The sequence below is a fragment of the Paenibacillus polysaccharolyticus genome (genome assembly GCF_023714295.1).
GTDB classification, from domain to species: domain Bacteria; phylum Bacillota; class Bacilli; order Paenibacillales; family Paenibacillaceae; genus Paenibacillus; species Paenibacillus polysaccharolyticus_A.
Map to the genome: position 1 here is coordinate 140,659 of NZ_JAMAUN010000002.1, position 13,102 is coordinate 153,760.

At 43.1% G+C, this 13,102-nt stretch carries 15 protein-coding genes; 4 read left to right on the forward strand and 11 right to left on the reverse strand.

The annotated features are described in order from the left end of the window. Nucleotides 1–41: 41 nt before the first annotated feature. Both M3629_RS09325 and M3629_RS09330 read right to left on the reverse strand, forming a co-directional pair. Nucleotides 42–170 carry a DUF6254 family protein gene (locus M3629_RS09325; RefSeq protein WP_251505063.1) on the reverse strand — a complete coding sequence of 43 codons (129 nt, stop codon included), beginning with the start codon at nt 168–170 and terminating at the stop codon, nt 42–44. 150 nt (nt 171–320) lie between these two features. Continuing rightward, a complete protein-coding gene (locus M3629_RS09330) occupies nt 321–1,763 on the reverse strand; it encodes an amino acid permease (protein WP_251505066.1) in 1,443 nt (480 codons plus the stop codon). 137 nt (nt 1,764–1,900) lie between these two features. Here M3629_RS09330 and M3629_RS09335 point away from each other — a divergent pair, with 137 nt between their 5' ends. Then, the gene (locus M3629_RS09335) at nt 1,901–2,257 is read left to right on the forward strand and encodes an AMP-dependent synthetase and ligase (protein WP_251505069.1); all 357 of its coding nucleotides are present in this window, start codon (nt 1,901–1,903) and stop codon (nt 2,255–2,257) included. Nucleotides 2,258–2,437: 180 nt separating this feature from the next. Here M3629_RS09335 and M3629_RS09340 read toward each other — a convergent pair whose 3' ends face one another. Further along, nucleotides 2,438–3,292: a manganese catalase family protein gene (locus M3629_RS09340; protein ID WP_251505073.1), complete on the reverse strand. Its 855-nt coding sequence runs from the start codon at nt 3,290–3,292 to the stop codon at nt 2,438–2,440. A 233-nt stretch (nt 3,293–3,525) separates the two neighbouring features. On the opposite strand from M3629_RS09340, the gene M3629_RS09345 reads away from it, so the two are divergent. Further along, nucleotides 3,526–4,278: a YqcI/YcgG family protein gene (locus M3629_RS09345; RefSeq protein ID WP_251505076.1), complete on the forward strand. Its 753-nt coding sequence runs from the start codon at nt 3,526–3,528 to the stop codon at nt 4,276–4,278. A gap of 191 nt (nt 4,279–4,469) precedes the next feature. Then, complete coding sequence (locus M3629_RS09350; protein ID WP_251505078.1) at nt 4,470–5,114, forward strand: LysE family transporter; 645 nt, start codon at nt 4,470–4,472, stop codon at nt 5,112–5,114. Nucleotides 5,115–5,362: 248 nt separating this feature from the next. Here the strand turns inward: M3629_RS09350 and M3629_RS09355 are convergent, their stop codons facing one another. The 5 genes from M3629_RS09355 to M3629_RS09375 form a co-directional block, all read right to left on the reverse strand. Continuing rightward, the gene (locus tag M3629_RS09355; protein ID WP_251505080.1) at nt 5,363–5,641 is read right to left on the reverse strand and encodes a barstar family protein; all 279 of its coding nucleotides are present in this window, start codon (nt 5,639–5,641) and stop codon (nt 5,363–5,365) included. 27 nt (nt 5,642–5,668) lie between these two features. Next, nucleotides 5,669–6,088 carry a phosphate-starvation-inducible protein PsiE gene (gene psiE, locus M3629_RS09360; RefSeq protein ID WP_251505082.1) on the reverse strand — a complete coding sequence of 140 codons (420 nt, stop codon included), beginning with the start codon at nt 6,086–6,088 and terminating at the stop codon, nt 5,669–5,671. Nucleotides 6,089–6,105: 17 nt separating this feature from the next. Then, the gene (locus M3629_RS09365; RefSeq protein ID WP_251505084.1) at nt 6,106–6,693 is read right to left on the reverse strand and encodes an RNA polymerase sigma factor; all 588 of its coding nucleotides are present in this window, start codon (nt 6,691–6,693) and stop codon (nt 6,106–6,108) included. A 74-nt stretch (nt 6,694–6,767) separates the two neighbouring features. After that, nucleotides 6,768–8,075, reverse strand: a complete 1,308-nt coding sequence (locus M3629_RS09370; protein WP_251505086.1) for a HAMP domain-containing sensor histidine kinase — start codon at nt 8,073–8,075, stop codon at nt 6,768–6,770. Further along, on the reverse strand, nt 8,062–8,757 hold the full coding sequence (locus M3629_RS09375; protein ID WP_251505087.1) for a response regulator transcription factor: 696 nt from the start codon (nt 8,755–8,757) through the stop codon (nt 8,062–8,064). Before M3629_RS09375 ends, M3629_RS09370 begins: the two co-directional genes overlap by 14 nt. Before the next feature lie 281 nt (nt 8,758–9,038). On the opposite strand from M3629_RS09375, the gene M3629_RS09380 reads away from it, so the two are divergent. Further along, complete coding sequence (locus M3629_RS09380; RefSeq protein WP_251505098.1) at nt 9,039–10,268, forward strand: DUF418 domain-containing protein; 1,230 nt, start codon at nt 9,039–9,041, stop codon at nt 10,266–10,268. Between the two features lie 364 nt (nt 10,269–10,632). Here M3629_RS09380 and M3629_RS09385 read toward each other — a convergent pair whose 3' ends face one another. From M3629_RS09385 to M3629_RS09395, 3 genes are all read right to left on the reverse strand, one after another. Continuing rightward, complete coding sequence (locus M3629_RS09385; RefSeq protein WP_251505807.1) at nt 10,633–11,523, reverse strand: aldo/keto reductase; 891 nt, start codon at nt 11,521–11,523, stop codon at nt 10,633–10,635. A 202-nt stretch (nt 11,524–11,725) separates the two neighbouring features. Then, entirely contained in the window at nt 11,726–12,499 is a 774-nt protein-coding gene (locus M3629_RS09390; protein ID WP_251505105.1) for an SDR family NAD(P)-dependent oxidoreductase, read from the reverse strand. 55 nt (nt 12,500–12,554) lie between these two features. Then, nucleotides 12,555–13,043 (reverse strand): GNAT family N-acetyltransferase, encoded by a 489-nt coding sequence (locus M3629_RS09395; RefSeq protein ID WP_251505107.1) that lies wholly within the window; start codon nt 13,041–13,043, stop codon nt 12,555–12,557. Nucleotides 13,044–13,102: the final 59 nt, after the last annotated feature.

Below are 13,102 nucleotides of genomic sequence, written 5' to 3' on the forward strand. Positions count from 1 at the left end.
TATAAAATAACTGCCGGCAAATATTGCCGGCAGTTATGATTTTAGTCCGTAGTATGCTTCTCTTCATATTCGCTTGATAATTCTTTGAGCGATCTGATTTTACCATGAGGATGCTGTTCTTGCTTACGTGACTTCCAAGCAGCTTCCTGCCTTCTCTTCTGGCGAGCCATATAAGATCTCCTCCTCAGGAAATGAGAATGGTACTACTTCTGTAGGATGTCATAAACAAGTCACTTTCATTCATACAAGCTCCTTATACTGTATAATGGAGCCTTCCTTTGGCTGTTATTTTGCGTATAAAGCGTTCATGTTTCCGTTCTTCACTTGAGTTTGCTCCTTTGTTTACGGATACCTGTAATATGGAAGCCGGTTCTCTTCGATGGACTATTCTCGTCAATTTGCTCCTTCTGCTCGCGTTGCTCCGTATTTGCCGCAGATGATGTCTTTTTGCGCTTACGTTGCACAATGATATCACTCAGAGCGATCAAAGAGATCAACAGTAAACTAATAAAGAAGCCTGGCCGGCTTAAACCATGAAAAAGAGTTCCTGTTATCGCCATGCTGATCAGCGCCAATCCAGTCCAGCGTTTGATGACATCTATGGTGCGAGATTTCAGCAAACGACCTGCGGAGAGTAAGATAAACAGCCAGTTATACATCAGCATTAACCCAGCGGCAGTAGTAACGTATTCATAGACTTTACCGGGAAGCAGTAGCGACATAATAATGGTACCAATCAAACCACATCCAATCAGACACAAGGCTAACAGGGGATATTTTCTCTTCCATTTCTTTGAAAATAACTTTGGCGCATCCCCCTCTTGTGCCAGTGTAATCATCATGGACGTCACCGCATAGAGCGATGCGGTCATCGTAGAGAAACCGGCCACAATCAGGACGCCGTTGAACAAGTGCGGTACAAAAGCGAGGTGATCACTACTCAGCGCAAGTACAAACGGACTTTCCTTCGGATTAAAAGCAGACAGCGGCACCATCGTTAACGCAAGACCAATGGAAACGACATACACTGCAGACAGTGAAATAAGCATGACTTTACCTGCCTTAGGTGCATCCTCCGGCTTTTCCAAGCGGTATGACATGATACCGAGCACTTCAATACCTCCATACGCATAGAACGCAAACAGGAATGCAGACCATAATCCGACCGCCCCTTTCGGAAAAATGGAAGTCATGTCCATCGGTACCTTATGTGCATATTTGGTGCCGCCAATCCAGCCAGCAAGCAAGGCGATCGCCAGAACAAGAAACATGATGATAGCCGCTATTTTAATGACAGCGAGTACATTTTCAACCCGGTCGAATCCCTTGTTTCCAAAAAACACAATACATAAACCGACGATTCCATACCCCGCTGCAAATATCCAGAGTGGCACGCCAGGGAACCAGAAACGCGAAAAGATAGAAAGTGCGGTCAACTGACTCCCCATAATGAGAAGCTCTGAAAACCAATAGACCCAACCACTCGCAAAACCTGCCCATGCGCCATATGCCTTCTTCGCATAAGAACGAAACGATCCTTGCTCCGGATTGTCCGAAGTCATGCGTGCCAATGCATCAAAAACAACATATGTACCTAACGCAGCAAGTGCATAAGCAATTACTACAGCGGGTCCCCCGATGGTAATAGCCAGACTTGAACCGAGAAAATAACCCGTTCCTATGGTGCCCGCAACGCCCAGCAGACTAAGTTGCCACCATTTCAATTTCTTTTCATCCGATGATTTGCTTGAAGCCTGGCTCATTTCGTCAATCCTTTCCACTCTTGATAATCGTCGCAACAGGTAGCATTCCCCAAATAGAGCAAAACATCTCCTTGAATATTTCCTCTAACCTCTCAGCATAATACTCAGGTAAATTCAAACATATAGGAGGCACCATCATGAACCAATTTTCGCAATCACAACAGATTACGCAACTTGCCCAACAACTGACGCAACAAACACAACAAGCTTCCATGCAATATCAACAGTTGCTGAGACAAGAGCAAAGCAATGCTCAACAATTGGAACAACTGGCCCAGCGTGAGCAACAAGCAGCGCATATTATTCAAACGGCACTGCAAGGACATCAGACAGCAATTCAGCAGTTGCAACAGATTTCGAACCTTGCTCAGCAGCTTGCCAATACTTCTTCACAGCATGTATCCTATATCGATCAACCGTACAATACGCCTAACACGACAATCCAAGGCCAAAGTCAGTCATTCGGCAATTTCTCCAATCAACATCGCCAATAGGTTAAGTTTTGGCAAGAAATTGCAAATAACAAGGAGCTCAATACTGAGCTCCTTGTTTGCGTTTCTGCTTAAATTTATTGCTTATAAGAAGAGAGACCCTATAGGCTCTTTCTTCTATTCTTTGTTTGTATTTTGTTTCTCATATCAGAGTCTACGCTATTCGATCATTCCTCTTGCAACTTAAGCGTTTAAATCTTGTGTACCTGGGCTATGTTCATTTGGCAGCTCTGGCATATATGGAAGTGGATGGCCTTGAGGTGGGTCTATAACTTGGAGCTCTCCCCCATTGCGGCTTGGCGTTTGCCCACTGAAAATTTCAGCTATACGTGTATTATCCAAACGGAAATTGAATTGTGCGTTGTGGAAGCCCATATCGACATATTTCCGGCACTCCGGATATTTGTTAATGTCATAATTCGGAATCGGGAATATCCCGCCCCAATCTACACCCAGTGTTTCCAGCGCTTTCGCAAATGCATTCTGATGGGCATTATCCCGAACGATCAGAAAGGCGAGCGTCTCACGGAATGCTTTATTGGTGCTCATCTCATATATTCTTGATTTTTGCAGAACACCAGTGGATTCAAGCACAATGTTATCTAACAGATTACTAATAAGATTTCCATGGTCATATACGTAATTGCCCAGCCACGGATTGCCGGCAGCATCTACAGGTAAGGAACTCTGTGCTCCCATAATGTAATGATGCGGATTGGCATGTTTGATCGCTTCATCCAGTGGAGCACCGTCTACTCCGGCATTTCCAACCCCATCTGCTCCTGCTCCGGTTAGCAACTGGTTAATGGTTTGCTGTACAAGCTCAATATGGCTCAACTCCTCCAAAAACACGCCGCGGATCAAATCTTTATATTGTGTTGCTTTTCCGCGGAAATTGCTGCTTTGGAAAAAAAACTGCATCATGGTTCGCATCTCACCGAACTGACCACCGAGCGTTTCCTGTAGTACCTTAGCTGCTGCTGGATCGGGTTTGTCCGGTACAATCAGATTGATCAGGTCTTCACGATAGAAAAACATGGTAGGCCTCCATTCTATAGTTGCTTGCGTCCCTAGTATCCTGTGAAATTGTTGATTCTATGTACTTTCATAATTAGTAATCTTTAGGGTATCAAAAAAGAATGCCAGAGCAACAGCTCTGCCTCTAGTTTTTTGCCCTCTTCAACAATGTTCTCTTTAATGTTTACTTTTATAAATGGACAGTCACCATTTTGCTTGCAGGCGATATCCTATAAGTAAAAGGAGGCTTACTGATGTCGCTACTGTTTTCTTCTACTGATATGGAAAATGGTGAGCTCCCGCTGGAACTATGGCAGAGGGATGCTTATCGTTTGTTCTCTGCCAAGATGAGTGACCGAGAGGTCAGATTTCCCTGCATTCCTGCAACCCAGGCATACGCACTAGGTCATCTTCGATATGGATTTGTCTTTCAATCCAAACGTCTTCCTCTTGCGGAGCAATTATCAGCTATTGTAACGGAATATGGAGCTTCTTCACGTTCCTTCGGAGATTATTCATCATTGGTCATTTTTTTTGAAAATGAAAAGGAACCTAAAGATGTGCTCTCTTATGAACAATCATTCTGGAACCTGCTAAGTGAGATGCGAACACTCGATACCAAATCATGGCCAGCAGATATCCCGGAAGACCCCGAAAATCCATTATGGGAGTACTGTTATAACGATGAACGGTATTTCGTTTATTGCGGTACACCAGCTCACATCTCAAGACAAAGTCGCCATTTTCCTTATCTCATGCTAGCTATGACGCCTCGCTGGGTCCTTGATTTATGGAATGAGCAGCCTCAGCGGGCTGCAGCCATCGGGCCGAGAATTCGAGCAAGGCTTGCTGCCTACGACGCGATTCCCGCACATCCTGAATTGAAGCAATATGGGGCAGAAGGAAACCTGGAGTATAAACAGTATTTTCTACGAGATGATGATACGGCTCCATCCAAATGCCCTTTTCTACACTCTTTATTGCAACAGCCACAAGCAAAAAAATAACAGCAATCGCATTCTAAACAAGCTCTCCTTCGAATAAGCTGTATACGAGCCGGATTCCGTGAGGAGAGCTTTTCTTTTTTAAATCCCATTCCATGTGAAAGAGGTACATAGACTGCTAGAACAAATATTTTTTTTAAAGTGGACAAGCTTTTGTTCTTCCAGCAGCCCATTTTCTCAGAAAGGATATGATTATGGAGATTTATGTGAAATTCATTCTGATTGGACTTGCTATTGCTATGCCCGTAGGCGCAATCACGGTAGAGATGACCAAGCAGGGACTGCGTAATGGATTCCTCCATGGCTGGGCCGTTGGTCTAGGTGGCATGACACTGGATATGGCTTTAATTATTGCTATGTATTTTGGATTTGCTACACTGTTATCCGTTCCGTTCGTTCAGATACCGCTATGGCTGGCTGGTGCAGGATTTTTGGCTTATTTGGGGTATGACTCCATCCGTAATTCAGAGGTCAACCTCATGACAACAGATCGAAAGACGTCTCCAACTAAACCCTCCTTTTGGCGCACTTATCGTAATGGTTTACTGGTTGCGATCTCCCCAGGGAATTTAATGTTTTGGGTTTCTGTGTTTGGTGTGGTTTTATCCGACTCTTATCAATCGGCAGGCAAACTAAGTTTTATCATTGCGGCAATTGGAATATTATGTGGCATTCTGCTACATGATCTTGGTCTGCTCACCATCGTATCCATCACACGTAAAATGATGAGTGCCAAGATGGTACAGCTCGTTTCGAGCCTGGCCGGAGTTCTTCTGATTGGCTTTGCGTTTTACTTTTTGTATAAGTTTGCCACCGCACTGTGGCAAGTTATTTTTTAAATTTACTACCTATGGCTTCTATGCCATACGTCGCCTGTTATCCGTAACTGCGCACGAATTGCATAGACAACATAAAAAGCTGCTCTTTTATAGAAAAAGAGCAGCTTTTTATTGACGTTCACCACAGCTTGTGGAACTTCGTTAATACGTCACTCGGAGTTGATTGGAGTGGGATGGGATGATGTATAGCAATATAACAATGGAGCACATTTGATTTTCTTATTGTGAATTTTTCACATAATGAAATTTTATAATTTTAGTACAAATCTAAACAATTCCTCCAGTTGTTCATCGACCTCGTACAGTAAATTCATCAGTTGATCTGCGTAAGGCCCAATTGCGGCCCTGCTCTCACTAAAATGGTGCCATTCCAATGTAACTGGCACGGGAACATGCCATACTAAACCTTCCCAGAGAGTATCGATACTTTCGAAATGAGCAGGCTGTAACGAAAATTCGGTCCGAAGTGTACGCTGCAACTCCTCTATACTTCCTATGTTTTTACCATCAATTATTACTTTTTTCATGATCGTGTTCTCCTGCATCCAGTTTGTTTAATGATCTTGATCGACTTTACGCCGATTGGCGATAAACAGAGCAGCAACCATAACCAAAATGGCCATAGACCACCAGAACGTCGACATCGCTTGATCATGGTCAATGATAATTAACCGGATTACCGCTGTGATTCCAATATAAATAAAGTACCGAAGAGGGAAATGAAAATTAGACTTGAAGTACTTTACAATTAAGGCGATAAATTCGAAATACAAAAAGAAAACGAGCAATTCGGATAACATTTCATAATAACTATCCTGACGAGTTACAAAAGACTGGTACACAATTTGAACGATATACCATGTCTCGCTGATTAGAAGCGCGCTTAAAGCCAAGGCCAGAAAGAACAGGCAGATATTCAAAAGCGCTTGTAGAATGTGTGGCGTTTTTTGGAATTTCGTAATTAAATCTTTCATTTGTCATGTCCCCTATTTCAATACGTGATGTCAACTAACTGTTGCTTCATATGTTTTCTTCCTCGGAAGAGATACGTTTTGGCTGTATTTTCAGGGATTTCATTCAATACACTGATATCTTTGACGGTCATCTCCAAGTAGTACCGCTGATAGACGTAGTGCCTCCATTTACCTGGAATCTGATAAAATGCATCATTGATCCGACGTTTGCGCTCGGAAGAAGTCTCGTTCTGAATCAGCCTTTCTTCTGGGCCTAGTTCATGGGACATTAGATCAGATGTGGCATCTAGAGATCTATTTGTATCCTCTACATATAACGAGGTTGTGGCAAGACTCTGTCTCTTTTTCTTGCGCAAAACGTCCAGACATACATTTCTGCCAATAGTATAAATCCAGTTTACGACATTCTTTTGGCTGTTCATTTGTTCGATATGCGTATATACCCGCAGGAATGTCTCCTGCACGATATCATCTCGATCCTGTGGGTCACGGAAATAACGCGAAGCTAATCTCCATACCATCGATTGATAAGTGGCCATAAGTGAGGTGAAAGTGGATTGGGTTGCCAACAAGGCACCTTTCATAGGTTTCTCTATCGGGTTCATTCTGATTCCTCCACAGATGTAGTTAAACCCCTTGTGTTTTTTATTAAAATTAAAATTTCATTCTAGCACTACAGTTAGATCCTTGATTTGCTAAACCTCAACACAACACTATAATGTACGCCATCTTGATTCCTGATAAACTGCCCCTGCATGAGACTCATCATTCGGCTTATGATCTTCTCTCCCAGTCCTGTACTTTCCGGAGAAACCTCAGCACTTTTAATCGTGTTGCTTAATTGAATTTCAAAACTCTCTTCGTTAGAGTTAAACGTGATGAGGATTTCATTCTTCGGTTCGGCATACTTCAATAGATTGGACAAAATATTATCGAAGACGCGTCCGATTTGCTCCAAATTTACCGTGATATAAACTTGAGGGAGTTCTCCAATAATGCGGACTTTGAAATGCTCCTGCCGCAGAATGCTGATTTGATCGGATATCAGATCATAGATGGCTTCTTGGACAGCAATGCTTTCCAGATCTGTTTCATCCTCTTTATCTAGAAGAAAATAATCAAACAAATTATCCGACAACTTTTTGAGTTGGATTGCTTTGCCGTATGCATTGGTAATATAACGACTATGTTCCGTGCGTTGTTCCCCACGTTCTTTCTTGGCAAACTCCAAATACATAATTAAAGATGTCAGCGGCGTACGCATATCATGGGACATTTCAGTGACAAGACTGCGGCTCTCCGCTTGTAAAGCTTCAATGGCGTTCAATTTATCCAAAAAGGCTTTACGAAGTTCCTCAATACTCTCAGCGATCATCGCTATTTCGTCATGCCCCCGAATCGTCATCTCATATTCCAGTTCTCCGCCTTCAAGAATGTGGATCTCCTCATGAATTTTTCTCAAATAAGCGAGGCTTCGACGAATGCCTAGCAGTACAATCAACAGAAAAATCAGCGTGGCACTGACTAGTTCCAGAGTAAAGGCGATATCATAATATCGGGATGAGAAAAAACCGTCTACGGTTACTCTCCCCTCCCCATCACTGAACTTAACCGAAAATGAGTGTTTCTGAGCGTACAACGTTTCCTCCTCTATCCCATATCCATACTCATCTTCCGCTGAGTAATTCGAATCATATTGCAATAGCTGGTCTTTGTAGATCGTAAGCATAATGTAGTTCTCTTTTTTAACCCATTCCCCAAATGCCTTGCGATCGGTTGAAGATAGATGATTCGCCTCAACATATTTGCTAAACTTTGCAATGGATTTGGAAGATTCACTTTCATAGTACGCATTGGAGTTAAGGTATCTGTCAATCAGCCCATTAGTAACCTTCTGCATCGTCAGAAAAACCAAGCCACTTACCGTAGCCGCGAGCAAAATGATTAAGGCCAATTTTTTGGTCAGCGTAAATTTACGGTGTGCCAAAACGGTATCCTCTCCCCCATTCAGTAAGGATATAAACCGGTTGCGCCGGATTATCCTCGATCTTTGCACGTAACTTACGAATGTGAACCATCACTGTATTGTTCGAACAGTAAAAATAGGGTTGTTCCCATACACTCTCGTAAATATTTTGTGCGGAAAATATTTTGCTGCGTTTGCTCATTAAGAGCTTCAGGATGCGATACTCGAGATCGGAAAGCTTGAGCTGCTTTCCATCTTTGGACACATCATTAAAATGCTCATTGACTTTTAGTTTACCTCCAACGAGAAACAAATCCCCGCTCTCTTTTTTTTCCTTGTAAATCTTATATCTTCGCAGTTGAGCAATGACCCTGGCATGGAGCTCCTCTTCTGAAAATGGCTTGGTCATGTAATCATCCCCGCCTGCAAGAAGACCTTCCGTTTTGTCCAGCGTGCTCGACTTCGCCGTTAGAAACAGAATGGGAACGTTGGAATACGTTCTGATCTGCGTGCATGTTTCGATCCCCGAGATTCCTGGCATCATGATATCCAAAATGATCAAATCCAGACCGTCATCCACTAGCTGCAGCGCATCTTGCCCGTCTCTGGCTCTTAACACTTCATAATTTGCCCGTCTAAGGGACTCTTCTAATAAATCCCCAATATCCTGATCATCCTCGACGACTAATATCCGATGGGTCATGTCTTACTCTCCTCATGATTCCTGATGTTATTTAAGTGTCCTCACTATATATCGTCCATAAGAAACACTTACGTAATAAGATAAATCACAAATCTTAACCATTTATGAAAGCAAATACGCGTCACAAATTCGTCATAAATTCCAGAAAATATAGCTCCCTTTCAGAAACTGTTAAGAATCAATCATTATCGTTATTCAAGGTAAGCATGGAAAGGACGCACAACCATGACAGGGCTCGCTGGAGAAAGATACTGAACATAACAATGAAAAGGAGAAATGGTATGAAAGAAAAAAAAGAGAACTTTGCACAACCGCTTAGTCTGAAGGAACGTGTCCATTTTCTAGATATCGTTCGTGGATTTGCTATGCTCGGTATTATTATTGTGAATTACTTTTTGATCGTAGACTCGGTGAAGGGATTTGATATGAATTCAAGCGATCTAGTCCACAACCTAGTTTCCACATTCGCCGAAGGAAAATTCATTACGTTATTTTCTTTTCTGTTTGGTGTTGGATTTATGATTTTTATGGATCGGGCTATACAACGAGTAGAACATCCCCGAAAGCTTTTTGCCCGCAGGTTAATGATTCTATTCTGTATCGGTTTATTGCACATCACCTTTATATGGGTTGGCGATATTTTGACTTTTTACGCCGTGGCCGGATTTCTACTATTCGCGTTCTATGCTCGCACGCCAAAAACGATATTACGCTGGATTATCGCCCTTATATCGATCCAATTTCTAGCTTCCGTGTTTATGATGGTCTATAATGCGATGAAAACTACATCTTCGGACATGCCAATTGATTTCGATTTCACATTAACCAGTCATACCAGCCTTACCTATTGGGACTCCTTGATAGCAAGATGGGCAGACATGGGTATCATGGCAGCTAGTTCGTTTTCTACAGTTTTCTCTATGTTCCTCATGTTCCTGATCGGTATGTATTTTATAAAGATGGACTTCTTCACGAACATGGAAGCAAAGCAATCGACCTGGAAACGAATCTGGCTCATCAGTTTGGCGGCATTTATACTCACTCAGTTAAGCACCATGCTGAATACACTTATTTCAGGTGAAAATACATTTTTGATGGAGCTTTTCATGGTTCTGGCTCAACAGGGGAACTTAACGGGAAGCATGTTTTATATGAGCAGTCTCGCAATGCTGTTTTTGTATATTCCCGCACTCCGAAAAGCATTGATGGTATTTACGAAAGTTGGACGTATGTCGCTGACCTGTTACCTCCTTCATTCCATCATTGGAACCGTGCTTCTGCTCCCATATGGAGTTGGAATGGCTATCTCTATAAAACCTATTGGTACACTTATGCTTAGTATTGCTGTATATGTTGTACTCGTGATTTTTGCCTCGCTATGGCTAACACGCTTCAATATCGGGCCAATGGAATCGATCTGGCGCAAGCTTACCTATGGTAAGGTTAACCCTGTTTCCAAAACAATTCCGGCCACGCTCGTTCAGCCATTGAACAGTGATTTGCGTCAATAAACGTTATTGAATTTAAGTATTTTGGGTAAATCCTCTCCACACCCCAAGCCCCTTCGAGGGCTTTTTCTATCTTACCGAGAAAAAGCATTTGCTATAAACACGGACATGCGTCACTATTATCGTCACTTTTGATCCATGATTTTTTTGGTACGTGTTATATGCTTTTAATGATGTTCTGTTGTGAATTTTTCATATATTAAAAATATAAGATAATCTTGTGGAATGTGTTAGTCATTCGCGCCTGCCTTTCTCCCCGCTTACTCTCCTTTAAACAAAAAAACTGCCCACAAAGGCAGTTTTTCAGTAATCAAAATCCTCACAACACATGATTAAATGATAAGGTAATCTGTAATCATAACCCGGACTAGATACGACCTGTCCAGTCGGGTCGCGCTACGTCCTTCCACCTTGCACGAATGGCATCGTATAACTCCTGCTCAAGCGGCCCCTTCGCTACCAGATCCGCATTTTGCTGCCAACGATCAGGTTTGGCGGTACCTACAATGGCGGTATGCACGCCTTCAGTGCTCAGCGTAAATCGCAATGCGATGTCCACCACTTGTTGTGCTTCCTCAGTCAAAAAGTCATATTTCAGCTCATTTAACCGTTTCCAATAATGATAAGCGTAATCCTCTTTTGTCGCTGCATCATACATCCATGCTACGTTGGCAATCGGCCTTTTGGCGATGATCCCCATATTTCTTTTTCGCGCCTCTGGCAAAGTCAGTTCAATCGCTTCCTGGTCAGCAATATTTAGTGATGTCTCCAGGCTGTCAAATGCCCCTGTCTGAATGGCGTATAGTGCATCTGTCGTATCTCCGCTATATCCGATAAAACGAGTTTTACCAGCCTCTTTCGCTCGCTGCAATACTTCGATTACATCTCCCCTCCGTAGTACATCTTCCGAACAGCTGTGCAGATGCACGACATCCACATAGTCTGTTTTCAAGCGTTTGAGACTACGGTCGATGGTCTGGGCGAGCACTTTGGCATCCCAGTCGGGTCCATCTACACCTGCTGCATGTCCACATTTGGTGAACAAAAAGTACTCCTGGCGGCGATGTCCCAGCACATCACCGATTTTCTCTTCACTGTCTCCATAACATTCCGCGGTATCAATCATATTCAAGCCAGCATCCAAAGCACGATTCAGCAACACTTCTACGTCTGCTTTGGACGCATCCCGAATCTCAGAGCCTCCAAAACCAAGTGTACTGACTTTCATTCCGGTATTTCCGTAATTACGAAGTTCCATCATGATCCTCCTCCAAATCAGGTTTGTCGCTTAAACAAGGCAAGATAATACGAAGAGACTTTTGTATGTACTTTATCGAAGCAAATACATATTTACCTCTCTCCACGTTTGCGTCTTTTCATGTCGTTTCATATGTTATTACCCGTTTAGTCACAAGACGGCACATTTTCTTGAACTTCTATCTAAACCGCCACGGAAACTTCTAGAAACCGTAGATAGACATGCCACCATCAACCAATAAAGTCTGACCTGTTATGTATCCGGCTGCTTCCGAAGCAAGAAAAACAACAGGCCCAACCACTTCTTGTAACTCTCCTACACGTCCAAGTGGTGTGCGGCTAATAATTTCTTGCAAATACTGCGCATCATCAAGCAACTTCTCGGTCAGTGGCGTGCGAAAATACCAGGGTCCAACCGAGTTCACGCGAATACCGTACTTACCCCACTCCAGCGCCAGCACCTTCGTCATATGGATTAAGGCCGCTTTGGTAGAACCATATACGACACCTGTTCGCAATGCGGTATGTCCGCCTACCGATGAGATGTTAATCATTTTTCCATCCCCATACTGCTTCATATGCTGACCTGCCAATTGTGAAGCGAAAAAAGCCGATTTGAGGTTTGTTTGCATGATGGTTTCCCACTGATCCTCCGTTACTTCCAGCGCTGGCGTCCGAATGTTCATACCTGCGTTGTTTACGAGAATATGAATACGTCCCATCTCTGAAATCGCCTGCCGAAAAATCTCTGCCAGCTGTTCCTTAGAAGTGACGTCTGCGCAGAGTGCCAATGCTTTACGTCCTGTCTGTTCAACAATAGTTGCAGCTGTCTCTTCAATCTCCTTCATGGTGCGGGATACAAGCACAACATTGCTTCCTGATTCCGCTAGACCGATGGCAAGCGCTTTTCCAATGCCTCTGCCTGCCCCTGTGACTAGTGCTGTTTGTCCTTCGAGATGAAATGCTGGTGCGGTCATGTTAAACCTCCTTTGTTGTACTATAAAGCTTCAGTTTACAGACATGTTTACAACATCAGGTAACAAAATACTGACTGGGATTGCCCAGTTCCGGGTGGAATTTTTCCCGAAAACGCCCTCCCGTATAATCCCCAATGATTTTGCGCCAGAATGCTTGCGCGATCACATTGTTCCGAACCTGTGTCACTTTCCACCGCCCAGGGAAACGTCTAAATAATTCGTAAGCGGCATTGGTTCCAACGCCGCCGCGTCTGTATTTTTGCATAACAAAAAATTCAGTCAAATAATAGTCATTATCCTTGCTCCCGGGATCTAACTTCTCCACAAGCGCAAACCCCGCTGGAACCCCATCACTCGTGATCAAAAAAGGAAATTTGCGCTCCTTCTCCGTCCAGAACGCATCCAATCCCGGATATTCTGGAAAAATACCATCCTGATCTACATCAATATTCAGATATTTCGTAAAATCATAGAGATAAAATTGCATAAGATGCCGAATTACTTGACTGCGTTCGCGGGGAACCAGCTCAATCTGCATATTCATTTGGTTCGCCTCCTCTAGTCTGTATGTATACATACTGTAAACCTTTATAAGATGAAGGG